The sequence below is a fragment of the Desulfurispirillum indicum S5 genome (assembly GCF_000177635.2).
Taxonomy (GTDB): Bacteria; Chrysiogenota; Chrysiogenetes; order Chrysiogenales; family Chrysiogenaceae; genus Desulfurispirillum; species Desulfurispirillum indicum.
Genome location: NC_014836.1, coordinates 942,939 through 967,260, shown reverse-complemented (window position 1 = coordinate 967,260; position 24,322 = coordinate 942,939). Strand labels below are relative to the sequence as shown.

Genomic DNA, 24,322 nt, shown 5'->3' with positions numbered 1-24,322 from the left:
CCTTGTCTGTGTCCCTCAGGACAAATGGTGAAAATGTTATGGGGTTTTGCGCAGCAGGTCTATGCGTTCTATCAGGGCGTAGACCTGCTCATAGCCCAGCGATGTTGTCTTGAGTTCGTAATCGACCGTGGCAGCCAGTTCCATGAGTTCATCGGCATGCTCGGCGCTGAGCTGCTGGCAGGCGCTGCGGTACTGGCCGATAAAATAATCGCTGATGCCGGTATTGGTAAAGCGGGCCTTGCTGCCCAGGAGCTTGACCAGGTAAATCTTGCTCAGTTCATGTACAAAGGCGTTGGCGACGCTGAAAACGTCTTCAAAGGGCTCCATGGAACGGATGTCCCTGAGCACGGCTTCTTTTTCACCATTCAGCAGTCTGCGCGGCAGGGAGAACAGATCGCGCTTGCCCTGGGGGGCGTAGGACTGCAGGATATCATCCATTTCCACCGGCCTGTCCAGATGGGCGAACTTCTCCAGCTCCAGCTGCAGCAGCTTGCGATCTGCCCCCAACCACTGGATGAGCAGTTCCACGCAGGTGTGGTTGATGGTGACGCCCAGGCGGGCGGCATTCTGCAGGCATTCGTCGCGCAACTGGCTGATGGATGGCGGTCGCAGGGCTTTCTTCGGATATCTTTCCTGGAGGACTTTTTCAAATTTTTTCTGGCGTTTGGGCGGGTTCAGTTCGCTGATGTGAAAGGCCCAGAAGGTTTCCGGATAGTTCGGAGCCATCTCCACGATCTGCAGTGCCTGGCGGGCGCCGATCTGTTCCATGCTGTGGATAAGAACTGCTTCGGCTCCAGGGCCGAAGAAGGTTGGTTCCAGCAGGGACTCCAGTTCGCTGAGGATGCCGTGGCCCCGGGAGTCGAGTACTTCGCAGGAGCGTCCTTCCAGGTGTGCCTGCACATCTTCCAGTGACGGGCTGATCAGCAGGATGCCGTTAGCGGAGGACACGGTTGATCACGCTTTCAGCCATGTTTTCGTAGCGGCTGCGGGCATCGGTCTGGATGAAGGTGTCATCGGTAAAGGCGACCTGGTGTCTGGACAGCGATACCAGGCCATCTTCAACCAGTTCGCACTCAATGGAGAACTGGGCATCCTCGGAAAGGGCGGTGCCGTAGGCGTCACGGCGACTGACGTGCTGGGATGTTCCCAGCAGGACGCACTGGAGCTGACAACGGGCATTGCTGGAGTAGCGCATGCCCGGCTGGCGGTTCAGCTGACCGATCAGGGCGTCGCGCAGGCGGGGGCTCTGTTCGTGGTACTGGCTGTCGTTACGCACTGGTGGGACACCGATGCCTTCGGCGCAGCGTTGCATGACGGCCGATGGCGGTGTCACCGAGTAGTGGCTGCACGATCCTGACAGGAAAGCGAGCAGAATCATGAGCAACAGGAGGGTTTTCATTTTGGTTTAACCACGATGTTGACCAGTTTGCCGGGAACTACGATAACCTGTTTTATCTCTACGTTTTCCAGGTATGGCAGAATGCGCTCATGCTCCAGAGCCAGCTGCTGCATCTGCGCTTTGTCGATACCCGCGTCCACTTCGATTTTGGCGCGCACCTTGCCGTTGACCTGCACGACCAGGGTGATTTCGTCGGCGCTGGCCAGCTCGGGGTCGAATGCCGGCCAGGGCTCGTTGATCAGCAGACTGCGGTGTCCCAGATCCTGCCACAGCTCTTCACAGATGTGAGGTACAAAGGGGGCGAGGAGTCTGCACAGGGCTTCCAGCGCTTCCTGAAACAGGGCTTTACCGCTGGGGGAAGTGTCGCTGAAGGGGGTCATTTCGTTGACCAGTTCCATGGTCGCGGCAATGGCGGTGTTGAAGTGGTAGTGGCCTTCCATGTTCTGGGTAACCCGCTTGATGGTCTGGTGGAGCTTCTGCTGGAGTTTGCGCGCATCATCGCTGAGTTCGCCCGGGCTTTCAGCGGAGCGCCCGTAGCGGGTGGTGTCTTCATGGACCAGCCTCCACAGGCGGCCCAGGAAACGGAAGGCGCCTTCGACGCCCGATTCGTTCCACTCCAGATCCTTTTCCGGTGGCGAGGCAAAAAGGGTGAAAAGGCGCACGGTGTCAGCGCCGTAGCGTTGAATCATCTCGTCGGGGTCGACGATGTTGCCCAGGGATTTACTCATTTTCTTGCCGCCCAGCAGCACCATGCCCTGGGTGAGCAGACGGGTGAAGGGTTCGTCGCTGCCGACATAGCCGAGGTCGCGCAGAGCCTTGTGGAAGAAGCGGGCGTACAGCAGGTGCATGACCGCGTGCTCGACACCGCCGATATACTGGTCCACGTCCATCCAGTAGTCCATGGCCTGACGGTTGATGGGCTGGGTTTTGTCCTCCTGGCAGGCGTAGCGGTGGAAGTACCAGCTGGACTCCACGAAGGTATCCATGGTGTCCGTCTCTCTTCTGGCCGGGCCGGCGCAGGTGGGGCAGCTGACGTTGACAAATTCCGGAACGGTGGCAAGGGGCGACTCTTCGCTTCCCTGCAGGGTAACGCCCTTGGGAAGTTTGACTGGTAGCTGGTCAGCGGGGACGGGAACCACGCCGCACTGGCTGCAGTGAATCATGGGGATGGGGTTGCCCCAGTAGCGCTGGCGGGAGATGCCCCAGTCGCGCAGTCGGAAGTTGATGGATGCGGTGCCTTTGCCCTGCTGCTGCAGATGGTCAATAATGGCCTTTTTGGCGGTCTCGTTGTCCATGCCGTTGAACCGGCCGGAGTTGATCAGGGTGCCGGGGCCGGTCCAGGCTTCCCCGGCAACGCCCTGTTCCGACTGGATGACTTCGGTGATGGGGAGCTGGTACTTGCGGGCAAAGGCGAAGTCGCGCTGATCGTGGGCGGGTACGGCCATGACAGCGCCCGTGCCATAGCCCATGAGAACAAAGTTGCCCAGGTAGACGGGGATGGACTGCCCGTTGACGGGGTTGATGGCAGAGGCGCCAGTGAAGACACCTTCTTTTTCCTTGTCGCTGGTGCGGGTGATGGTGTCCTGTCTGCGGACTTTTTCGATAAAGGCCTTCACGCCGGCTTCCGTTTCCTTGCCGGCGCACAGGCGCAGTGCCAGGGGATGCTCTGGGGCCAGCGTCATGAAGGTAGCGCCGAACAGGGTGTCGGGGCGGGTGGTGAAGACGGTTATGCTTTCGGATATTTCCGGTATCTCAAAGACGATTTCGGCTCCGATGGACTTGCCGATCCAGTTGCGCTGCATGGTCAGGACGCGCTCGGGCCAGCCATCCGTGAGGGTGTCCAGACCCTCAAGCAGTTCATCGGCGTAGGCGGTAATACGGAAGAACCACTGCTCCAGCTCTTTCTTCAGTACTTCTGAACCATCGCGCCAGCAGCGCCCCTCTTCCACCTGCTCGTTGGCCAGCACAGTCTTGCAGTGGTCGCACCAGTTGACTTCGGCCTTTTTCCGGTAAATCAGACCTTTTTTGTACAATTCGATGAAGAGTTGCTGTTCAAAGGCGGCGTACTCTTCGGAGCAGGTGGCCAGCTCGCGCTCCCAGTCATAACTGAAACCGAGCTTCTGCAGTTGCTGCTTCATGTAGGCGATATTGCTCCAGGTCCACTCGCCTGGGTCCATGTTGTGGGCGATGGCGGCATTTTCAGCGGGCAGGCCGAAGGCGTCCCAGCCCATGGGGTGCAGGACGTTGTAGCCGCGCATCTTTTTATAGCGGGCGATGGCATCGCCGATGGCGTAGTTGCGCACATGGCCCATGTGAATGCGGCCGGAGGGATACGGAAGCATCTCCAGGCAGTAGAACTTGGGCCGGGAGGTATCAACAAGGGCGCGAAAGGCCCCGACGCTGTTCCATGAGTCCTGCCACTTTGGTTCAATGTCGCCGAATTGATATTGCTTCTGTGCTGACATACAACATATACTCCCGTAAGAAATTCAACTGCTGGGCGAACCGCGGGCAGGTGCCTGATGTTTTCCCCGGATCAGGTTTCGCCATAACCTGAAACTTTTATCGTATTTTTCCCCTGAACACAAGCTGAAGACCTTCTGATGTGAGAATCCCATGCACGATTTCCCGATTGTTCTCTTTGATCTCGACGGCACTCTGATTGACTCCACTCCAGCTATCGTGGAGTCGTTTGAAACAGCGTTCCATTGCTGTGGTTCGCTTTGTCCTCCGGCGGATGAAGTCACTGCCCTTATCGGCCACCCGCTGCTGGTGATGTTTGCGCGGCTTGGTGTCCATCAGGGGCGTCTGGAAGAGCATGTCGCCGCCTACAAAACCCACTACCGCACGGTTGCCACCGCGAAAACCAGTCTGCTGCCCTTTGCCCGGGAGGCCGTTGAAGAGGCGGCGGGTTTTGCGCGCCTTGGGGTGGTGACGACCAAGACCGGTAGCTATTCGCGGGTGATCCTTGAGCACCTGGGGATTATGGATTATTTTGAAGTGCTGGTGGGGTACGAGGACGTTGTCAATGTGAAACCTCATCCTGAACCGGTGCTGACGGCACTGCAACGCATAGGTTGCGTTGCTTCAGAACGGGTTTTCATGGTGGGTGATACGTCCATGGACGTCCAGAGTGCCCTGGGAGCCTGTGTGACGCCATTGGCGGTTACCAGCGGTTATGAAGCGGAGGAGCAGCTGCGCTGTCATGCTGCCCACATCTTCGACCATGCCCTTGACGCCTGTCGGTTTGCCCGGCGCAAAGTCCTGTCAGGGGGCTGATAAAGCCGCAAGACGTGTTCCTGCCATCGGTTGTTAAAAAAATAACATGTGGCTTTTCTTTCGTTCTTTTTTTTGATACACTGTTTTATGGAATTGTATACCGTATACGATCACAATCGTAGCGCCATGCATTCCGACAATTCTTTCCTCAAGGGGAGGCCTATGTCTGCAGAACTGGTACTTGCAGCGGTGCTTTTCATTGGCATTGCGCTTCTGTTCCCCGTCATATTTCTATTGACGAAATTTATCGGGCCAAGAAGCGGTGGCAACATCAAAAACGACGTTTATGAGGCTGGGGTTTCCACCATGGTGGGGACGGCGACCCAGCGGTTCAGCGTCAAGTATTACCTGGTTGCCATTCTCTTCATCATCTTCGACATTGAGGCGGTATTCATGTACCCGTGGGCAGTCAACCTGCGTGAACTGGGATGGTACGGCTTTATTGTCATGCTTATTTTCATGCTGACCCTCTTTGAAGGGTTGATCTATGTCATCAGGAAAGGAGCATTGAAGTGGGAGTAGGCGTAGGCGTAGAAGCCACATTTGGCGACAGCGTTATCACCACGACGATGGATGCTGTAGTCAACTGGGCAAGACAGTATTCCCTGTGGCCGATGACATTCGGCACAGCCTGCTGTGCCATTGAGTTCATGAGTGCCGCAGCCAGTCAGCACGATCTTTCCCGTTTTGGAGCAGAGGTTATCCGGTTCTCCCCCCGCCAGGCCGATTTGCTGCTGGTGGCAGGAACCATCAGTATGAAACAGGCTCCGGTCCTGAAAAGAATTTACGAGCAGATGCCTGACCCCAAATGGGTGATCAGCATGGGCGCCTGCGCGTGCTCCGGCGGATTTTATGACAATTACTGCACCCTGCAGGGTATTGACCAGGTTATCCCGGTCGATGCGTATATCTCTGGCTGCCCTCCACGCCCTGAAGCCATCCTGGATGCTCTTTTCCTGATCCAGAAGAAGCTGAAGGAAGAGACTGTTCTCATCAACCGGAAGCCAAACGGCTTTACGGGAATACTGGATCACCTGGACGACCAGGTGAAGGCCAGGGACTAGGAGGAAGCATGCAAGAGGTAATTTCCAGACTCCAGTCAAGCTTTTCCTCGCATATCAAAGAGGTCACGGAATATCGCGGCCAGAAGACCGTTGTGGTCGACTCTGACGCTATTGTCGATGTGCTTGCCCTTTTGAAAAATGACCCGGAACTCAATTTTCAGTTTCTGCTGGATATCACAGTGGTTGACTATCTGCTCTACCCGCAGCGCAAAGAGGCACGGTTTGCCGTTGTCTATATGCTGCGCAGCTGGGAGACCAACAAGCTGCTGGTGGTGAAGACCTATGTGGCCGACCCCCAGAAGGGTGTTCCCTCGGTTACCGGTCTTTGGAAATCTGCCAACTGGGCCGAGCGCGAAGCCTACGACCAGTATGGCGTGCATTTCAGCGGTCACCCCATGCTCAAGCGTCTGCTCAATCACAAGGAATTCATTGGGCACCCGCTGCGCAAAGACTATCCCATCACCCGCCGTCATCTGTGCACGGAACCTGACGACCTGATGGATGAAATGAATCAGCGTCTGCAAATCAAGGGGGTTCACTGATGAGCCAAACAATAGAACAAGCCGATATGCACTCGTTCCTGAAAACCGACCTGATGTACCTGAACCTGGGACCATCGCACCCAGCTTCCCACGGTACCCTGCGTACCTTGGTGGCTATGGATGGCGAGAGCATCGTGGCTGGTGTTTCGGAGATCGGATATCTGCATCGTGGCTTTGAGAAAAGCGTTGAGGCGGGAACCTGGAACCAGGGTATTCCCTATACCGACCGTCTGAACTACTGCTCTGCCATCATGAACAACGTTGGCCTGGCCAAGGCCATCGAAGGGTTCATGGGCATCGAGATCACTGAGCGTTGCCGTTACATGCGCATCATCCTCAGTGAGCTCTCGCGCATCATCGACCACCTGGTCTGTAACGCGGCCAACTTCGTTGATATGGGCGCTCTGACCAACTACTGGTACCTCTACAACCAGCGCGAATTTGTCTACGATTTTCTGGCCAAACTGACCGGCGCACGTCTGACCAACTCCTTCACCCGGGTTGGCGGCATGTATCACGACTTCTATGAAGGCTGGGAAGCTGACCTGGAAGATGTGGTGAGCAAGTGCGAGCAGGGTATCCTGGACTCCATGGGTCTGGTGAAGACCAACCGCATTGTGCACGACCGCACCATGGGTGTCTGCGCCATTTCCGCTGAGGACGCCCTCTCCTACGGATTTACCGGCCCGTGCCTGCGCTCCACCGGCGTGGCCTATGACCTGCGCAAGGACGCTCCCTACTACGGCTACGACGAGTTCGACTTCGATATTCCCGTGGGCAGCCATGGCGATATCTACGACCGCATCATGGTTCGCTACGAGGAGTGCTTCGAGAGCATGAAGATCATCCGCCAGGCGGTTAAACGCATTCCGGGAGGCCCGGTGAATGTTGAAGACGGGCGGTTCTTCCTGCCGAAGAAAAGCGAAGTCTATGACAACATCGAGTCCCTGATGAATCACTTCAAGCTGATTTTCGAAGGCATCAAGTCTCCCGTTGGCGAGATGTACGACTCCACGGAAGCGGCCAACGGAGAACTGGGCTTTTACATTGTTTCCGATGGCGGCGGTCGCCCTTACAAGATCAAAGTTCGTCCACCATGCTTCTATATGATGCAGGCCTATCCCCACATGATTGAAGGGGGCATGGTGGCCGATGCAGTTATCAACCTTGGAAGCCTAAACATCATAGCAGGTGAGTTGGACCGATGAGTGCAGCAGAAAGAAAAGCCATGCGGGCTGACAAGCCCTTTGCCTTTAATGAGGAGACGGAGCGGCAGTTTCAGGAACTCCTGAAGCGCTACCCCATCAAAAAGTCCCTCAACCTTCCCTGCCTGTGGATGGCTCAACGCCAGGAGGGATGGGTTTCACAAGAGGCTATGGAGTACATAGCCCAGCGCCTGGAAATACCGGTCACCGATGTGTATGAGGTGGCGACGTTTTACACCATGTATAATCTTCACCCGGTTGGCAAATACCATATTCAGCTGTGTCGCACCCTCTCTTGTGATCTGCGTGGCAAGGAGGAAATTCTGCGTCACATTGTCGGCAAGATTGGAATTACACCTGGTCATACGACGGCTGATGGACGTTTCAGCCTGGTGCAGGTGGAATGCCTTGGTTCCTGCGGCTCCGGACCCATGATGCAGCTCAATGACGACTACCATGAGAACCTGACTCCCCAGCGGGTCGATCAGATTCTCGACCAGTTGCCGTGAGGAGGTGGAGCAGATGACAGCAAAAGAACTCAAAGAAGTAAAAGTCCTCAGTGCCAAGTACGGCATAGCCAATTCCTTCACTCTGGATGTGGCCCGTCAGCACGGCGGCTACGCCCAGATCGACAAAGCCTTTTCCATGAGCCCTGATCAGATTGTGGAAGAGGTCAAGCAGAGCGGCCTGCGCGGCCGTGGTGGCGCAGGCTTTCCGGCGGGCATGAAGTGGAGCTTCCTGCCCAAGGAGACGGACAAGCCCATCTACCTGGCGGTGAACTCCGATGAATCCGAGCCGGGAACCTTCAAGGACCGCCAGATTCTCGAAAAAGATCCCCATATGCTCATCGAGGGCATTATCATCACCTGCTACGCCATCAAGTCCCACGATGCGTACATCTACATCCGCGGTGAGTACGTGCGCCAGGCTGAAGGCCTGCAGCGCGCCATCGATGAAGCCTACGCGGCTGGCCTGCTGGGCGAAAACGCCTGTGGCAAGGGCTACCGGGTGGATGTCACCGTACACCGTGGTGCCGGCGCCTACATCTGTGGTGAAGAGATGGCTCTGCTGGAATCCATCGAAGGGAAAAAGGGTCAACCCCGCGTCAAGCCTCCCTTCCCTGCCCTGGTGGGCCTGTATGGTGCTCCCACCATCATCAACAACGTTCAGACCATCGCGTCCGTGCCCTATATCATTGAGCATGGCGCTGCCGGTTACCGTCAGTTCGGTACCGAGAAGAGCCCCGGAACCTTCCTCTTCGGCATCAGTGGCCATGTGGAAAAACCCGGCGTCTATGAGACGGAGCTGGGTGTCTCCATGAAAGAGTTCATCGACAAGATGGCCGGTGGTATCTGGAAAGGGCGTAAGCTCAAGGCGGTTATTCCCGGCGGTTCCTCCTGCCCCGTGCTCAATGCCGAGGACGTGGAGAAGTGCACCCTTGACTACGAGTCACTGGTGGAAAATGGCAGCATGCTTGGTTCCGGTGGCATGATCGTCTCCGATGATCAGACCTGCATGGTGCGCAACCTGAAAAACCTCCTGTACTTCTACCAGCACGAATCCTGCGGCCAGTGTACGCCCTGCCGTGAGGGAACGGGCTGGATCTACAAGATTGTCAGCGATATTGAGGATGGCAAAGGGAAGATGGAAGACCTGGATCTGCTCCTCGAAATCTGTGACAACATGGAAGGCAAGACGGTCTGTGTTCTCTCTGGTGCTGCGGCCATGCCGTGCAGAAGTCACATTCTGAAGTTCCGCCAGGAATTTGAAGAACACATCAAATTGGGCAAATGCCCCTTTCCCAAATGAGCGAGGTGTATTCGATGGCGAATCTGGTAAAAATAAAAGTGGATGGCCAGACCGTTGAGGTTGAGAAGGGTAAGAACCTCATCGATGCACTGGCAACTGTGGGAATCAATATCCCCCACTTCTGCTATCACCCGGCATTGGGATTTGACGGCAACTGCCGCCTGTGCCTGGTGGAGATAGAAGGTGCCCGGGGGCCACAGATAGCATGTAACACGGTGGTACAGGAAGATATGGAGGTATATCTCGAGCGGGAGTCCTCCAAGAACCTGCGTCGCCGTACCCTGGAGTTCACCCTGATCAACCACCCTCTGGACTGTCCCATCTGTGATCAGGCCGGGGAGTGCAAGCTGCAGGATTACTACATGGAGCTTGGCCCCTACGAGAGCCGCATGGACTACGACAAGAAGGTTCCCAAGGGCAAGAAGTTCGATTTCGGGTGCAACGTGGTGCACGACCAGGAGCGCTGTGTGCTGTGTGCCCGCTGCGTACGCTTCCTGCGTCAATATACCAAGACCGCTGAGCTTGGTATCACCAACCGTGGCGAGCTGGCCCGGGTGACGACTTTCCCCGACAAGCCCATCAATAACAGGTATGCCATGAATATCGTGGATATCTGCCCCGTAGGCGCCATGACCAGTTCCGACTTCCGCTTCAGGCAGCGGGTCTGGTTCATGCAGACGGCCAACAGCGTCTGCCATGGCTGCTCCAAGGGATGCAGCATCTTTGTTGACCACAATCAGGAAAAATACAAGGAAGACAAGGTCTACCGCTTCCGTCCCCGCCCCAACGATAAGATTAATGGTCACTTCATGTGTGACGCCGGGAGATTGAGCTACCAGCGGGAAAACGAAAACCGTCTGAAGAGTGCCAAGATCGCCGGAAGCCCTGAAAGCACTGCCAGCGTTGTGGCTGCTGCTGCCCGTATCCTGGCTGCAGCTGACGGCAGCGTCTTCTTTGTGGTCAGCCCGAGCTGGACCACTGAGCAGATGTACAGTGCCAAAAAGCTGGCTGCCCATTATCACGGCAAAATCTCCGGGTACAGCACCGGGACCGTGGTGGAAGGCGATGCCGATGGAATCCTGATTCAGGACGACAAGGCGGCCAACCGCGCTTCCCTGGAGCTGCTGGGGATTTCCCAGGACAAGGCGCACTTTACCCGCTACCTGCGCGAAAGCGAAGTCATCGTCCTGCTGGGCAGCGACATTCTGGCTGGCAGAAGCGATGAGCAGGTTCAGGAGCTGCGCCAGGAGCTGGAAGGCAAGAAGGTTCTTCTCGTGGACTCCCATCTTACCGAGAGCAGCCGCATTGCCGATATGCTTCTGCCCTGCGCCTCTTTCACGGAGTACGCCGGCACGCTGATCAACTGCGACGGTATCCTTCAGCAGATTGATGCGGCGGTATGCAACGAGAATGGTCCCGTGGCCGCTGAAGTACTGATGGGGGAGCTTTCCGGGAATGCCTGGAACAGTGACCTGGCTGCCATACGGGAAGAGCTGTCCGGGAAGGTGGCAGCGCTTGCCGATGCTCCCTGGAGCAGTTTCCCTGCCAGTGGAGTCGCCCTTGACAAGAAGGAGGCACATGCATGAGTGGTGTTGATATTCTCATGGTGGTCCTGCGTCTGGCTTTCGCCATCCTGGTGCCACTGACATTTATTGTCATCTTTGTCTGGATGGAACGGCGTGGGGCCTCTTATATTCAGGATCGCAGCGGCCCGAACCGCGCCAATGTGGGTGGTTTCACCCTGGGCGGCCTGGTGCAGCCCGTTGCGGACGCGGTGAAACTGATCTTCAAGGAAGATCTGACGCCCGGACATATCAGAAACAAATTCTATTTCATGCTGGCGCCGGCCATTGTCTTCGCGGCCGCGCTGCTGACTTTTGCCGTGGTGCCTTTTGCCGACGACATCACCATTGGCGACAAGACCTACATGATGCAGGGCATTCCCATGGACGTGGGTATCCTGTGGTTCCTGGGTATTGCCGGCTTTGCGGTGTACGGCATCATTCTGGCGGGCTGGTCCTCCCATAACAAGTTTGCCATGCTGGGCGGCCTGCGCGCCACGGCTCAGGTCATCAGCTATGAGATCCCTCTGGCCCTGGCCGTTATCGCTTTGCTGGGGGTCTATGGCAGCGTTCACCTCAATGACATGGTTCGCTATCAGGGTGAACTGCTGTGGGGCTTTGTTCCCGCCTGGGGCATTGTGGTGCAGCCCATCGGTTTCCTGCTCTTCATGATCACGGCGGTGGCCGAGGCCAACCGGACTCCCTTTGATATAGCGGAAGGCGAGAGTGAGATCGTTGCCGGCTACTTCACGGAATACAGCTCCATGAAATTCGCTCTCTTCTTCATGGGCGAGTATGTGGCCATGTTTGTCTCCAGTGCTATCATCGTCACCCTCTACTTTGGTGGCTACCATATTCCCTGGCTCAATACCGAAACCCTGCGGGAGAACGCCACCACGGTGGCCCAGACGCTGCTCGTACTGGTGCCGCTGTTCTTTGCCATGTTCATTCTGTGGATGCGCAAAAACAGCCGCTGTCATTACGACCGGCCCAATGACCCACGGGTGCGCGAAGCCAATGTGCTGACTGTGGTGTTCATCGGCCTGGCTGCTGCCATTGAGCTTGTTCTGCTGCTGGCGCTTTCCATGGGGCTTGGAGAAATGGGTGCCCAGATCCTCACCATGATCATCCAGATCATTGTTTTCATTCTGAAAACCTTCCTGGTTGGCTTCCTCTATGTGTGGATCCGCTGGACTCTTCCCCGTTTCCGCTATGATACGCTGCAACTGTTAGGCTGGAAGATTCTGCTTCCAATCGCCCTTGTCAACATTATCGTCACCGCTGTTGTGGTGCTGAGCCTGCAATAGGAATTAGGGAAGAGGTAAGGAATTATGGCAATCAAAGTACGAACTGTTGAAAGGGCAGGATCCACGCTGATGGAAAGGCTCTATCTCCCGGAGATTATCAAGGGGATGGGCATTACCCTGCGGCACTTCCTGCGCAACCTTCATGACAGCAAGAATATTATCGTGCGCGACTATCCGGAGCAGAAGGTGGAGATTCCGCCTCGCTGGCGCGGACGTCACCGCCTGACAACCCGTGAGGATGGCAGCATCAAGTGTGTTGCGTGCTTCATGTGCGCCACCAACTGCCCGGCCAAGTGTATCTTCATCGAGGCGACGGAGCGTGAAGACGGGGTGACGGAAAAGATGCCCGCGCGCTTTGATATCGATCTGCTGGAGTGCATTTACTGCGGCTTCTGTGTGGAGGCGTGCCCCGTGGATGCTATCCGCATGGATACGGGAATTTTCTCTGTGGTCACCGACAACCGCGCTGACATGGTTGTCACCAAGGAGCAACTCATGCAGACACCAGGAATGCCTGGCTGCGAACCCACGAAGGAGGAGAACTAATGGGAATTGTTGCCGCACTGCTGTTTCTGGCCTTCGCGACGCTTTCCATCGCCGGTGCTGCCGGGCTGATTCTCTTCCGGCACCCGCTGAACTGCGCGGTGAGCTTCATCATCACGCTGATTTCGCTGGCAGGACTCTACGCGCTGCTTTCAGCCAAGGTTCTGTTCGCTTTCCAGATTATCGTCTACGCCGGGGCGATCATGTCGCTGATCCTCTTCATCATCATGTTTATCAACGTGCGTGATGAGGATCTGCCCGATGAGTCAAACCGAATCTTCCTGATGGCAGGGGGATGCGTCTTCCTGGTGCCCATTGCCTGGATTCTGCTGAAAGCGATCTTCGCTCTGCCCTACGTCTCCACGGCCATAGTGGGTGACGGGTTCGGGGGTATTCACCAGTTTGGCATGATGCTCTTCACGGACTGGATTCTGCCCTTTGAAGTCGTTTCAGCCCTGCTGCTGGTAGCGCTGGTCGGCGGCGTTGTCCTGGCCAAGAGGAGGATATAAATGGATATATTTATTGGTGTTCAGGCATATCTTGCCCTCAGCGTCATCCTCTTTCTCATGGGGATACTCGGCGTGATCGCACGACGCAATGTCTTTACGGTGTTTATGTCTGTTGAACTGATGCTCAACGCCGGCAACCTGGCGTTTGTCTCCTACAGTCGCTTCTGGGAAGGCATGGAAGGGCATATAGTCGCGACCATGGTTATGGCGGTGGCTGCTGCGGAGGCCGCGCTGGCCCTGGCCGTCGTGGTTCTGATATTCCGCAACAGGGGCTCCCTGGATACGGACTTCTTCCGTATCCTTCGGGGATGACCACAACATCTGATACAGGAAAGGGAAGTTTATGCAAAACGAAGCAGTACTGCTTGGACTGATACCGCTCTTTCCCCTTGTGGGAGCCCTGGTTATCGGCCTGATGTACATGGCTACGTGCAATAAAACCCGCCTGCCCAATGCCCTGTACGGTATTATCGCTGTTGCAGGACCGGCGGCCAGTTTTGTTGCTGCAGTCATGGTTTTCTCTCAATTGATGGCGATGCCCGCCGACAGCCGCATGCTGACGTACACGGCTTTTGAATGGATTGCCGTGGGCACGCTGACGCTGAATATCGGATTCCTGGGGGACACCCTCTCGGGAATGATGATTCTGTTTGTCACCTTTATCGGAACCCTGATTCACATCTACTCCACGGGGTATATGGGTGATGACGAGGCTTTCGGAAAGTTTTTTGCTTACCTGAACCTGTTCCTGGGGTGCATGCTCATCCTGGTGCTGGCTGACAACCCTGTCCTGCTCTTTGTGGGCTGGGAAGGCGTGGGCCTGTGCTCCTATCTGCTGATCAGCTTCTACTACAGCGACAAGGATAATGTGGTGGCCGGCAACAAGGCGTTTATCGTCAACCGCGTCGGTGACTTCGGCTTCCTCATCGGCATGGCGCTGCTCTTCTGGGCCATCGGCTTCGGCGGGTTCAGCTTTGTGGCTCTGGAGGCGCATTCCGGGATGCTGAGTGCCGGCATGGCCACGGCCATTGCCCTGCTGCTCTTTGTGGGCGCAACCGGAAAATCGGCTCAGATTCCCCTCTATGTGTGGTTGCCTGACGCCATGGCTGGCCCGACTCCGGTTTCCGCACTGATTCACGCGGCAACCATGGTTACCGCTGGTGTCTACATGGTCGCCCGCTTCAGCTTCGTGTACACCTCGGTTCCCGATGTGGGCCTGTTCATTGCCTGGATCGGTATCCTGACCGCGCTGCTGGCGGCGGTTATTGCCACGCAGCAGAGTGATATCAAGAAAATTCTGGCGTACTCCACCGTGAGTCAGCTGGGATACATGTTCGTCGGCGTGGGTCTGGGTGCCTACTCTGCCGGTATCTTCCACGTCTTCACCCACGCCTTCTTCAAGGCCCTGCTCTTCCTGGGTGCTGGCGCGGTCATCTACGCCCTGCATCACCAGCAGGACGTGTGGAAAATGGGGGGATTGCGCAAAAAACTCCCCATCACCTACATCACCATGCTGCTGGGCTGTATAGCCATCGCGGGTATCCCGCCCTTTGCCGGCTTCTTCAGTAAGGATGAAATCCTGCTCAGCGCCTTCTCCCACGGCCATTACCTCATGTGGGCCATGGGTATCCTGACTGCAGGACTGACGGCCTACTACATGTTCCGCATGTTCTTCCTGACGTTCCACGGAGAGCCCCGTGACAAGTATGTGTATGACCATGCCCATGAGGCTCCCATTTCCATGACGGGTCCGCTGATGATCCTGTCCATCGGTGCCGTTGGCGCCGGCTGGCTGGGCATCCCCAAGGTTCTTGGCGGCAATGCCTGGTTCCATAAGTGGATCGGCGAGACATCACCGGCCATTTACGTCTCCCACCCCTCGGCTGCTGTCGAATACGGGTTGATGGCGCTGAGTGTGGGTGTCGCCGTGATTGGTATCTCCATTGCCTACAAGCTCTTCTTCCATGGTGCCAAAGAACCGGTCTACTCCCATGGCTGGCGTAACCTGGTGCACAACAAGTTCTTTGTGGACGAAGCCTACGACGCCTTCTTCGTTCGTCCCCTGCGGGCATTGAGCACCATCATCTGGAAGTTCTTCGACAATGGCATCATCGATGCCCTGGTTCGAGGCAGTCGACTGGTTTATCAGGTTACGGGTTCCATGTTTGCGGTTTCGCAGACCGGAAAGCTGCGCTTCTACGCTTTCTACATGGTGGTCGGCATATCAATTATCTGCCTGTTCATGCTGCGACAGGTCTAAGGGAGGAAGGACAGAATGCTTAATTCCATGCTTTCCATCATGATATTCCTCCCCATCCTGGCCGGGTTTGTTCTGCTGGCTGCGCCCATGGCAGTGACTGCGGCCCGGACACTGGGGATGGTAGTCATTCTGGTGCAGTTGCTGCTCGGGCTGATGCTCTTTGGGAACTTTGCTGCCACCGGAAATATGCAATTCACGGAAAAGTACAGCTGGATCGCCGAATACGGCGTCTACTACAGCCTGGGCCTTGATGGCATCAGCCTGATGCTGGTCATGATCATTACCGTGCTCTTTCCCATGCTCTTCCTGCTGCAGTGGGAGGGCAAGACCAAAGGCTTCTGGGGGAACCTGCTGCTGGTCCAGGGTGCCCTGATCGGTGCCGTCAGTGCCGCCGATCTGATCCTGTTCTACGTTTTCTGGGAGCTGATGCTGATCCCCATCTTCTTTATGATGGGTCTGTATGGCGGTAAGGATCGCATTGCCGCTACCATCAAGATCACCATCTATACCATGGCGGGCTCACTGCTGATGTTTGTGGCCATTCTCGCCCTGGCATTCAGCTACTACAGTCAGTTTGGACAGTGGAGCTTCGCTCTGGCCGATCTGACCCAGGTCACTCTGAGTGGTTCGGCGGCGTTCTGGATTTTCGCGGCCTTCATGCTGGCTTTCGCCATCAAGATTCCGCTCTTTCCACTGCACACCTGGCTGCCCGATGCCTATACTGAAGCGCCCACCGCGGCTACCTTCGTGCTTTCCGCCATTATGGCCAAAATCGGTGTCTACGCGGTTATCCGCTTTGTCCTGCCCGTCTACCCTCAGGAGTACATCATGTACGCCGGTGTTCTGCTGGTACTGGGACTGATCGGCATGATCTACTGCGGCATTGCCGCCATTCAGCAGAAGGATGCCAAGCGCATGCTGGCCTACTCTTCGGCTTCGCACCTGGGGCTGATCGCCGTGGGTATCTTTGCCATGAACACCCAGGCCATGGTGGGCAGTGTGTACCAGATCGTGGCCCACGCCATGGCGACGGGCATGCTCTTCCTCCTGGTTGGACTGCTGGAGCAACGGCTGGGAACCCGTGAAATCGACTCCCTGGGCGGTATCGCCAAGGTGGCGCCCGTGTATGCCACCTTCTTCGCCATCGCCATGCTGGCCAGCTGTGGCCTGCCAGGGACCAATGGCTTTATCGGTGAATTCCTGATTATCCTGGGAACCTTCAAGTACAACACCTGGCTGGGGGTTGTGGCGGCCACGACGGTTATCGTGGGTGTGACCTACATCCTGTGGATGTACCAGCGGGTAATTTTCCAGAAAACCAACACGCTGACCGAAGGCTTCAAGGATCTGAATACCCGTGAAATTCTCGGCCTCGCTCCCATTGTGGTGCTGATTATCTTCATGGGGATTTATCCCAAGCCGTTTATCGACAAGATTGAGCCTACAGTGGAAAACTACATTCAACTGATTCAGCAGGAAGCTTCCAAGGCTGAAGTACGTATTGACGGGGGGGTAAAACGATGATCACCGATAACATCCAACTGATGCTTCCGGGCATTATTGTCGGCCTCGGGGCCACGGTGATGATGATCTTCGGCGCGTCCAACAAGCTGGGCGTACGTGGATCGTCGGCTCTGTCCATCGCCATTATGGCCGTGGCGGGGGTTATCCAGCTCCTCCAGATGGGAACCGTGTACAGCTATGGCACCATGGGTGGCCTGTTTAACGGCATGCTCATCGGGGATACCTTTTCCGGCTTTATTATCCTGCTGGCCCTGGCCTGTGGGATCATGACCACCCTGACCTGTTCTTCCTACTTCGAGGAGAATCAGTTCCACCGGGTGGAGTTTGACGCGCTGCTGCTGTTCTCTGTGTTCGGCATCATCATCATGGCCATGGCTGGTGAACTGATCACCATGTTCATTGCCCTGGAGATCATGTCCATGTCCATCTATGTCATGGTCGGCTTCAACCGCAACAGCCTGCGCGCTTCAGAGGCAACGCTGAAGTACATTGTCCTGGGTGCCTTTGCGGGAGCCTTCTTTGTCATGGGAACGGCCTTTATCTATGGCGCCACTGGCAGCACTATCCTCTCCCATATCTCCGTTGCGCTGGAGGAAGGTGCCGTGCACACTCCCGTGTTCATCGGTGGTCTGACCATGCTGCTGATCGCCATCTTCTTCAAGATTGCGGCCTTCCCTTTTCACGCCTGGTCTCCCGATGTCTATGACGGCGCGCCCTATCCGGTAACCGGCTTCATGGCGACGGCGGTGAAGGCGGCGACCTTTGCCATCGTGCTGCGCATGTTCATGACCAACTTCATGGCCATCGAGGAAGTGTGGACGCCGATAATGTTCTGGGCAGCCATCTTCACCATGTTCGCCGGGAACTTCCTGGCCATAGCCCAGAATAACGTCAAGCGCATGGTGGCGGCTTCCGGTATCGTGCATACCGGCTACCTGCTCATCGGCATGACGGCTCTGGGTGCGTCTGCGGCAGCTGCGCCGGCCATCATGTTCTACCTGGTCTCTTACGCGGTCAGCACCCTGGGCCTCTTTGCCGCTCTGAGCTATGTGGCGGGCAAGGGCGAAAAGCGCATCAACTTCAGCGATTTCAACGGAATGGCCCGCAAGCATCCGTTTATCGCGGCGGTGATTTCGCTGTTCATGCTGTCCTTTGTTGGCCTGCCGCCGCTGATCGGCTTTATCGGCAAATTCTACCTCTTCACCAGCGCCGTGGAGGCAGGCTTTGTGTCCCTGGCGGTGATCGGTATCATCAACAGCATCATATCCCTTTACTACTACCTGCGTATCATCATCGCCATGTACTTCCGTACCGCTGAAGATGAGTTCGAGGTACAGGTTCCGGTCTATGCCAAGGTCGGAGCGGGGATCGCCGCGCTGGCAGCGATCTGGGGCGGTATAGGCGGCATGACCCTTGTGATTTTCCCCGGTGCGGAAAGTCTGCTGGAAGCTGCCCGGCTGAGTATTCAGTCGCTGCTGTTGTAAGCGCCACCGAAATACAGTACAAAGGCTCTGCGTCAACCATGGCGCAGAGCCTTTTTTCTTTTTGACGGAGAGAGAATGTGCACGAATTTTCCCTGATTCAGAATCTTCTGCAGCAGTGTGAATACCACGCCGAGCAGGCAGGATCGCACAAGGTACTGGCCATACATGTCAGTATCGGCATGATGGCTGGTGTGGAACCGGAACTGTTCAAACGCGCCTATGACACGTTCCGCCAGCAGACCGTCTGTAGCGATGCCGAGCTGGAAATCCACTGGCAGCCCCTTGAACTCTTTTGCCTGCAATGCGCTTCACTGACGTCCCTTCATGAGCCCCGCTATTCCTGCCAGCAGTGCGGCAGCACAAGTGTGCGGGTGGAAAAGGGTGAGGATATCCTGCTGATGCGCCTTGAGATGGAATAGCAGCGGTAAAATTTTCCATAGCCCCAGGTGCCTGGTGGGGTGTAAATGGTTTTTTCAGAGTGGGTAAAGTGTTCTGGCAAGGAAAATGAATGTGCTGTAGCCAACACACAGCAGCTTGCTGGAACACGTTACATTCAGGCAGGCAATTGAAAAACCCACAGGTGCAGGACGTCCGTGGATGGGGGTTTTTCAGCAGCCTGCCCATGGAAGGTCTGCCATGTTCAACGACAAATCCATTCTGATCACTGGTGGCACAGGCTCCTTCGGCAGAAAATACACCCAGACGATTCTGGAGCGTTACCAGCCACGTCGCCTGGTCATCTATTCCCGCGATGAGCTCAAGCAGTTCGAGATGCAGCAGGTGTTTGACTCCCCTGCCCTGCGCTATTTCATTGGTGATGTGCGCGACCAGGAGCGCCTGAAACAGGCCATGAACGGCATTGATTACGTCATTCACGCCGCCGCGCTCAAGCAGGTTCCGGCAGCGGAATACAACCCCATGGAGTGTATCAAGACCAACATCCACGGCGCCGAGAACGTCATCAAGGCTGCCCTGCAGAATAATGTGGAGAAGGTCATTGCCCTTTCCACCGACAAGGCCGCCAACCCCATCAACCTCTACGGAGCCACCAAACTGGCTTCCGATAAACTCTTTGTGGCCGCCAATAACATCGCTGGCCGCCATCGCACCCGCTTTGCTGTCGTGCGCTACGGCAATGTCGTCGGGTCGCGCGGCTCCGTGGTCCCCTTTTTCAAAAAACTCATCGCCGAAGGCGCCGACGCCCTCCCCATAACCGACGAGCGCATGACCCGTTTCTGGATTACCCTGCAGCAGGGCGTGGACTTCGTACTGAAAAACTTTCAGCGCATGTACGGCGGCGAGATTTTCGTCCCCAAGATTCCCTCCATGCGTATCACCGATCTGGCCAGCGCCATGGCGCCGGATATGCCAGCGAAAATCATCGGCATCAGGCCCGGCGAAAAACTCCACGAGATCATGTGCCCCGCTGATGACTCCCACCTGACCCTGGAGTTTCACGACCACTACGTGCTGCAGCCGACCATCAAGTTTGTGGATAAGGACTTTCACTACGAAAAAAATCAGCTGGGGGAAACGGGAACTCCTGTGCCTCAGGGATTCGAATATAACTCCGGCACCAATCCGGTATTTATGAGTATTGATGAACTGCGCCAGATGAACGCCAGTCTTTAGGAGCCTGTGTGCGCGTAGCGATAATACCCGCCAGAGGCGGCAGCAAGCGGATTCCGGGCAAGAACATCCGCGAATTCTGCGGCCGTCCCATGATCAGCTACTCCATAGAAGCTACCCGCCAGTCGGGGCTCTTTGAGCAGGTCATGGTCTCCACGGACTGTCCCCGAATTGCCGCCGTGGCGCAGCAGTGGGGGGCCGATGTCCCCTTTCTGCGGCCGGCGCACCTGGCAGACGACCACACCTCCATGCTGGAGCCAGTGCGTCACGCGATCCACTGGCTGCACTCTCTGGGGCAGGAACCTCAGGAGGTCTGCTGTGTGTTTGCCACTGCCCCCTTGCTGCAGGCATCGATGATCCGCGAAGCCCTTGACCTGTTGCAGCGGGAGAAAGCTTCTGCTGTGGTTCCCGTGGTAACCTACTCCTTTCATCCCTATCGCGGTTTTGCTCTGGATGATCGTGGTGGGCTGCAGAAACTTTTTCCGCAGCATTTCGATGCCTATGACAAGAACGCTCCGCTGGCCTGCTATGACGCGGGACTTTTCTACTGGTTCAACATCAGGGCTTTCCTGGAGCACACGGAGCTGTTTGGCCCCAGTACACGGGCACTGCGTGTTGACCGCTTTGCGGCCCAGGATATCAATGACGAGGAAGACTGGCAGGCGGTGGAATACCTCTACCGGGTACGTCAGCTTCAGCAGGCAGGTGAACCATGCGCCTAGAAGGAAATCAGATTTATCTGCGACTCCTGTGCCCCGATGACGCCAGCAGCGAATATGCTGCCTGGCTGAATGACCCGCTGGTGAACCAGTATCTTGAGTCGCGCTGGAAGCACTACACCGTTGACGACGTGCGATCCTATATCGCCAGTGTCAACGATGGTCGGGCCAATTTTCTCTTCGGCATGTTTGAGAGCGCCAGTGGCCGCCACATCGGTAATATCAAGCTGGGAGGCATTCATCCGGTGTATCGCTACGGGGATATCGGCCTGCTCATTGGCGACCGGCAGTGCCACGGTAAGGGCATTGGTACGGAAGCGATCCGGCTGTGCTGCCGGGCCGCTTTTGAGTGCCTGAACCTCCATAAGGTGACCGCCGGACTCTATCAGCCCAATATGGGTTCCTTGCGCAGCTTCGAGAAAAACGGGTTTCGCCAGGTGGGCACTTGGCGGCAGCACGTCTTTGTGGGTGGCTCCTATGTGGATGTGCTCCTGATGGAGCTGTTGCGCGAAGAGTTTCGGCCATGACACAGCTGGCTCTTGGCACTGTGCAGTTTGGCCTGGATTATGGCATCAGCAACGGCATGGGGCAGACTCCCCTGGATGAGGTGCGTGCCATTCTGGAGTGTGCCGCCGCACAGGGAATCGATATGCTGGATACCGCTCCCGCCTATGGTGAGAGCGAAAGCGTCCTGGGGCGCTGCCTGCCGCTGAGTGGCCAGTTTGCTGTGGTCAGTAAGGTGCCTCGCATGGGCGCACAGGAGCGTGCCGCCGACTTTGGCCCCCTGGTGCGCCAGTCCTGCCAGCAGAGCCTGCAGCGTACCGGCCAGTCCCGGCTGTACGGGCTGCTGGTCCATCACGCCGACGACTGTCTGCAGGTTGGTGGCGAAGCCATTTACCGCGAAATGGAGCAGTTGAAGCGTGAAGGGCTGACGGAGCGCATCGGGTTTTCCCTGTACGATGCCCAGCAGATTGAGGAGCTCCTGGCTCGCTACACCATGGATTTTGTGCAGCTGCCCCTGAATGTTCTCGACCAGCGCCTGCTGCGCAGCAGTCACCTGTCCATGCTGGCCCGGCGCGGGGTGGAAATCCACGTCAGGTCGGTCTTTCTGCAGGGGCTGCTGCTGATGGAGCCTTCACGAATTCCGGGCACCCTGGCACCTCTTGTGCCCCATCTGCGCGGCTACCACCAGTGGCTGACCGCAAAGGGCCTGAACCCGCTGGAAGGGGCACTGGCCTTTCTCCGTCAGTTGCCGGAAGTCTCCCGCGCGGTGGTGGGCGTCAACAGCCTTGAGCAGCTGCGGGAGATTGCCGAAGCCTGGGAGCGTGCTGCCGGAGCTCCACGGGAGATTCTGGATTTTGGAGTTGCTGCGTCACTGGAGGAGTTTATCGACCCCAGACGCTGGAAGGAGTAGATGATGAAGGTGTTGGGAGTATTGCAGGCGCGCTATTCATCGACCCGTTTGCCGGGCAAGGTGCTGAAACCCTTGCAGGGCTTTCCCATGCTGCTGCATCAGATCTGGCGTCTGGAGCGCAGCAGCCGGCTGGAAAAGCTGGTGGTGGCCACCAGCAGTGATGCCAGCGATGATCTGCTGGCCGCTACCCTGGAGGAACATGGAGTAAGCGTGTACCGGGGCAGCCTGGAAGACGTGCTGGATCGCTTCTGCCAGGCCGCGCGGAAATATCAGCCTGAGCATGTGGTCCGGCTGACCGGCGATTGCCCCCTGACCGACCCGGAGGTCATGGACGACGTCATCGCCCTGCACCTTGATGGAGACTACGACTACACCTCCAACTGCTTTCCCCCCACATTCCCCGATGGGCTCGATGTGGAAGTGGTGCGCTTCGCCTGCCTGGAAGAGGCCTGGCGCGAAGCGACCCTCCCCTCAGAGCGCGAGCACGTGACCCCATTCATACACTCCCAGCCACATCGCTACCGGCAGGGCAACCACAGGCAGGTCGACGATCTGTCTGGCTTGCGCTGGACCGTGGATGAACCGGAAGATTTCGCTTTTGTACAAAGCGTTTATGCGCAGTTATACCCAGTCAATCCCGCCTTTGGCATGGATGAAGTGCTGAACCTGCTGAAGCGCCAACCGGAGCTTTCACAGCACAATCGGAAATTCCAGCGCAATGAAGGATATGCAAAATCACTGGAGAAGGACAAACCTCTCCTGAATGACAAGGAGTAGTGCCGTGGGAACGCGTTATCAGAAATCCGAAGAGCTGCTGCAGCGGGCCGAACAGTCCATTCCCCTGGGCAGCCAGACATTCAGTAAAAGCCGCACGGCACTGCCCTACGGCGTTTCACCCTATTTCCTGGAACGAGGCAGAGGCAGCCGGGTCTGGGATGTGGATGGCAACGAGTATATCGACTTTGTCAATGCCCTGCTGTGCGTGAGCCTGGGATATGGTGATCCTGAAGTGGACGCGGCGGTGCAGGAGCAGATGAAGAGCGGGGTGATCTTCTCCCTGCCCCACCGGCTGGAAATGGAAGTGGCGGAGTCCTTGATAGAAATCATTCCCTGCGCGGAGTCCGTGCGCTTTGCCAAGAACGGCAGCGACGCCACCTCCGGTGCCATTCGTCTGGCCAGGGCCTATACCGGGCGCGAGCACGTGGCCGTCTGCGGCTATCACGGCTGGCAGGACTGGTACATTGGCTCCACCGCCCGCAACCTGGGAGTACCCCAATGTGTGCGGGATCTGACCCACACTTTTGTCTACAACGATATACAGAGCCTGGAATGCATCCTGGAGGCGCATCAGGGCAAGGTGGCCGCGGTCATCATGGAGCCCATGAACGTCCAGTGGCCCCGTGAAGGCTACCTGGAAGCTGTGGCGCGCGTGGCCCGGCAGCATGGTGCCCTGCTGATTTTTGACGAGACCATCACCGGCTTTCGCTTCAGCCTGGGGGGCGCCCAGGAACTCTTTGGCGTGACGCCCGACCTGGCAACCTTCGGCAAAGGGCTTGCCAATGGCTATCCCCTCTCCGCCGTGGTCGGTCGTCGGGAGATCATGAAGCTCATGGAAGAAATCTTCTTCTCCGGTACCTTCGGCGGCGAGACCATCTCCCTGGCAGCTGCCAGGGCAGTGCTTCATAAACTGCGTACCCAGCCGCTGCTGCAGCACATGCACCATCTTGGCAAGCACCTGCTGGAGCAGTTGCAGCTGGTGATTGACCAGCATGATGCCAGCCATATCTTCAGCCTCAGCGGGCATCCCGCCTGGAGCTTCCTGAATATCAGGGACACCGAAGGTGCCAGCATGTGGCAGGTCAAGACCTTCCTGATGCAGGAGATGCATGCCCGGGGCATACTCACCCTGGGTACCCATAACATCAGTGCCGCCCACAGTGAAGAGGACATCGACCGGTTGCTGGCAGCATACCGGCAGGTCATTCCCGCCGTGGTGGAAGGTGTCGCCAGCAAAAACCTGGCGCAGAAGATAGAGGGCCGCGTCCTGGAACCCCTCTTCCGGGTGCGGTAGTC

Annotated in this window: 23 protein-coding genes and 1 pseudogene; 21 read left to right on the top strand and 3 right to left on the bottom strand. The window is 56.9% G+C overall.

The genetic code is table 11. The features are described from left to right. Positions 1-36 precede the first annotated feature (36 nt). From SELIN_RS04585 to leuS, 3 genes are read right to left on the bottom strand one after another with little or no spacing between them, the layout of a single operon-like run. The gene (locus SELIN_RS04585; RefSeq protein ID WP_013505521.1) at positions 37-948 is read right to left on the bottom strand and encodes a DNA polymerase III subunit delta; all 912 of its coding nucleotides are present in this window, start codon (positions 946-948) and stop codon (positions 37-39) included. Next, positions 935-1,399: a hypothetical protein gene (locus SELIN_RS04580; protein ID WP_013505520.1), complete on the bottom strand. Its 465-nt coding sequence runs from the start codon at positions 1,397-1,399 to the stop codon at positions 935-937. Before SELIN_RS04580 ends, SELIN_RS04585 begins: the two co-directional genes overlap by 14 nt. After that, positions 1,396-3,864, bottom strand: a complete 2,469-nt coding sequence (gene leuS / locus SELIN_RS04575; RefSeq protein WP_013505519.1) for a leucine--tRNA ligase — start codon at positions 3,862-3,864, stop codon at positions 1,396-1,398. Before leuS ends, SELIN_RS04580 begins: the two co-directional genes overlap by 4 nt. A gap of 151 nt (positions 3,865-4,015) precedes the next feature. Here leuS and SELIN_RS04570 point away from each other — a divergent pair, with 151 nt between their 5' ends. The 21 genes and pseudogenes from SELIN_RS04570 to SELIN_RS04465 all read left to right on the top strand — a co-directional run bounded on the left by SELIN_RS04570 (position 4,016) and on the right by SELIN_RS04465 (position 24,320). Further along, a complete protein-coding gene (locus tag SELIN_RS04570) occupies positions 4,016-4,678 on the top strand; it encodes an HAD family hydrolase (RefSeq protein ID WP_013505518.1) in 663 nt (220 codons plus the stop codon). 162 nt (positions 4,679-4,840) lie between these two features. After that, a complete protein-coding gene (locus SELIN_RS04565; protein WP_041725925.1) occupies positions 4,841-5,200 on the top strand; it encodes an NADH-quinone oxidoreductase subunit A in 360 nt (119 codons plus the stop codon). Then, complete coding sequence (locus SELIN_RS04560) at positions 5,191-5,742, top strand: NADH-quinone oxidoreductase subunit B (RefSeq protein WP_013505516.1); 552 nt, start codon at positions 5,191-5,193, stop codon at positions 5,740-5,742. The genes SELIN_RS04565 and SELIN_RS04560 overlap by 10 nt, the downstream gene beginning before the upstream one ends. 8 nt (positions 5,743-5,750) lie before the next feature. Continuing rightward, positions 5,751-7,492, top strand: a pseudogene (locus tag SELIN_RS04550) (NADH-quinone oxidoreductase subunit D). A gap of 20 nt (positions 7,493-7,512) precedes the next feature. Next, positions 7,513-7,998 carry an NADH-quinone oxidoreductase subunit NuoE gene (gene nuoE / locus SELIN_RS04545; protein WP_013505513.1) on the top strand — a complete coding sequence of 162 codons (486 nt, stop codon included), beginning with the start codon at positions 7,513-7,515 and terminating at the stop codon, positions 7,996-7,998. Positions 7,999-8,011: 13 nt separating this feature from the next. Continuing rightward, positions 8,012-9,298 carry an NADH-quinone oxidoreductase subunit NuoF gene (nuoF, locus tag SELIN_RS04540; RefSeq protein WP_013505512.1) on the top strand — a complete coding sequence of 429 codons (1,287 nt, stop codon included), beginning with the start codon at positions 8,012-8,014 and terminating at the stop codon, positions 9,296-9,298. A gap of 14 nt (positions 9,299-9,312) precedes the next feature. Beyond that, complete coding sequence (locus SELIN_RS04535) at positions 9,313-10,884, top strand: NADH-quinone oxidoreductase subunit G (RefSeq protein ID WP_013505511.1); 1,572 nt, start codon at positions 9,313-9,315, stop codon at positions 10,882-10,884. Beyond that, on the top strand, positions 10,881-12,167 hold the full coding sequence (locus SELIN_RS04530; RefSeq protein ID WP_013505510.1) for a complex I subunit 1/NuoH family protein: 1,287 nt from the start codon (positions 10,881-10,883) through the stop codon (positions 12,165-12,167). The genes SELIN_RS04535 and SELIN_RS04530 overlap by 4 nt, the downstream gene beginning before the upstream one ends. 24 nt (positions 12,168-12,191) lie before the next feature. Then, complete coding sequence (locus SELIN_RS04525) at positions 12,192-12,713, top strand: NuoI/complex I 23 kDa subunit family protein (RefSeq protein WP_013505509.1); 522 nt, start codon at positions 12,192-12,194, stop codon at positions 12,711-12,713. Further along, complete coding sequence (locus SELIN_RS04520; RefSeq protein WP_013505508.1) at positions 12,713-13,219, top strand: NADH-quinone oxidoreductase subunit J family protein; 507 nt, start codon at positions 12,713-12,715, stop codon at positions 13,217-13,219. The genes SELIN_RS04525 and SELIN_RS04520 overlap by 1 nt, the downstream gene beginning before the upstream one ends. Beyond that, the gene (nuoK, locus tag SELIN_RS04515; protein ID WP_013505507.1) at positions 13,220-13,531 is read left to right on the top strand and encodes an NADH-quinone oxidoreductase subunit NuoK; all 312 of its coding nucleotides are present in this window, start codon (positions 13,220-13,222) and stop codon (positions 13,529-13,531) included. A 31-nt stretch (positions 13,532-13,562) separates the two neighbouring features. After that, positions 13,563-15,479 (top strand): NADH-quinone oxidoreductase subunit L, encoded by a 1,917-nt coding sequence (gene nuoL, locus SELIN_RS04510; protein ID WP_013505506.1) that lies wholly within the window; start codon positions 13,563-13,565, stop codon positions 15,477-15,479. Between the two features lie 15 nt (positions 15,480-15,494). Continuing rightward, positions 15,495-17,003 (top strand): complex I subunit 4 family protein, encoded by a 1,509-nt coding sequence (locus SELIN_RS04505; RefSeq protein WP_013505505.1) that lies wholly within the window; start codon positions 15,495-15,497, stop codon positions 17,001-17,003. After that, positions 17,000-18,487, top strand: a complete 1,488-nt coding sequence (locus SELIN_RS04500; protein WP_013505504.1) for an NADH-quinone oxidoreductase subunit N — start codon at positions 17,000-17,002, stop codon at positions 18,485-18,487. The genes SELIN_RS04505 and SELIN_RS04500 overlap by 4 nt, the downstream gene beginning before the upstream one ends. A gap of 77 nt (positions 18,488-18,564) precedes the next feature. Continuing rightward, positions 18,565-18,906, top strand: coding sequence for a hydrogenase maturation nickel metallochaperone HypA (gene hypA, locus SELIN_RS04495; RefSeq protein ID WP_013505503.1), 342 nt, complete (start codon positions 18,565-18,567; stop codon positions 18,904-18,906). Positions 18,907-19,123: 217 nt separating this feature from the next. Further along, the gene (pseB, locus tag SELIN_RS04490) at positions 19,124-20,119 is read left to right on the top strand and encodes a UDP-N-acetylglucosamine 4,6-dehydratase (inverting) (RefSeq protein ID WP_041725924.1); all 996 of its coding nucleotides are present in this window, start codon (positions 19,124-19,126) and stop codon (positions 20,117-20,119) included. An 8-nt stretch (positions 20,120-20,127) separates the two neighbouring features. After that, positions 20,128-20,838, top strand: a complete 711-nt coding sequence (gene pseF, locus SELIN_RS04485) for a pseudaminic acid cytidylyltransferase (protein WP_013505501.1) — start codon at positions 20,128-20,130, stop codon at positions 20,836-20,838. Continuing rightward, positions 20,829-21,362: a GNAT family N-acetyltransferase gene (locus SELIN_RS04480; protein ID WP_013505500.1), complete on the top strand. Its 534-nt coding sequence runs from the start codon at positions 20,829-20,831 to the stop codon at positions 21,360-21,362. The genes pseF and SELIN_RS04480 overlap by 10 nt, the downstream gene beginning before the upstream one ends. After that, positions 21,359-22,249: an aldo/keto reductase gene (locus SELIN_RS04475; RefSeq protein ID WP_013505499.1), complete on the top strand. Its 891-nt coding sequence runs from the start codon at positions 21,359-21,361 to the stop codon at positions 22,247-22,249. Before SELIN_RS04480 ends, SELIN_RS04475 begins: the two co-directional genes overlap by 4 nt. A gap of 3 nt (positions 22,250-22,252) precedes the next feature. Further along, positions 22,253-23,026, top strand: a complete 774-nt coding sequence (locus SELIN_RS04470; RefSeq protein ID WP_013505498.1) for a cytidylyltransferase domain-containing protein — start codon at positions 22,253-22,255, stop codon at positions 23,024-23,026. A 4-nt stretch (positions 23,027-23,030) separates the two neighbouring features. Next, entirely contained in the window at positions 23,031-24,320 is a 1,290-nt protein-coding gene (locus SELIN_RS04465; protein WP_013505497.1) for an aminotransferase class III-fold pyridoxal phosphate-dependent enzyme, read from the top strand. The last annotated feature ends 2 nt before the right edge of the window (positions 24,321-24,322 follow it).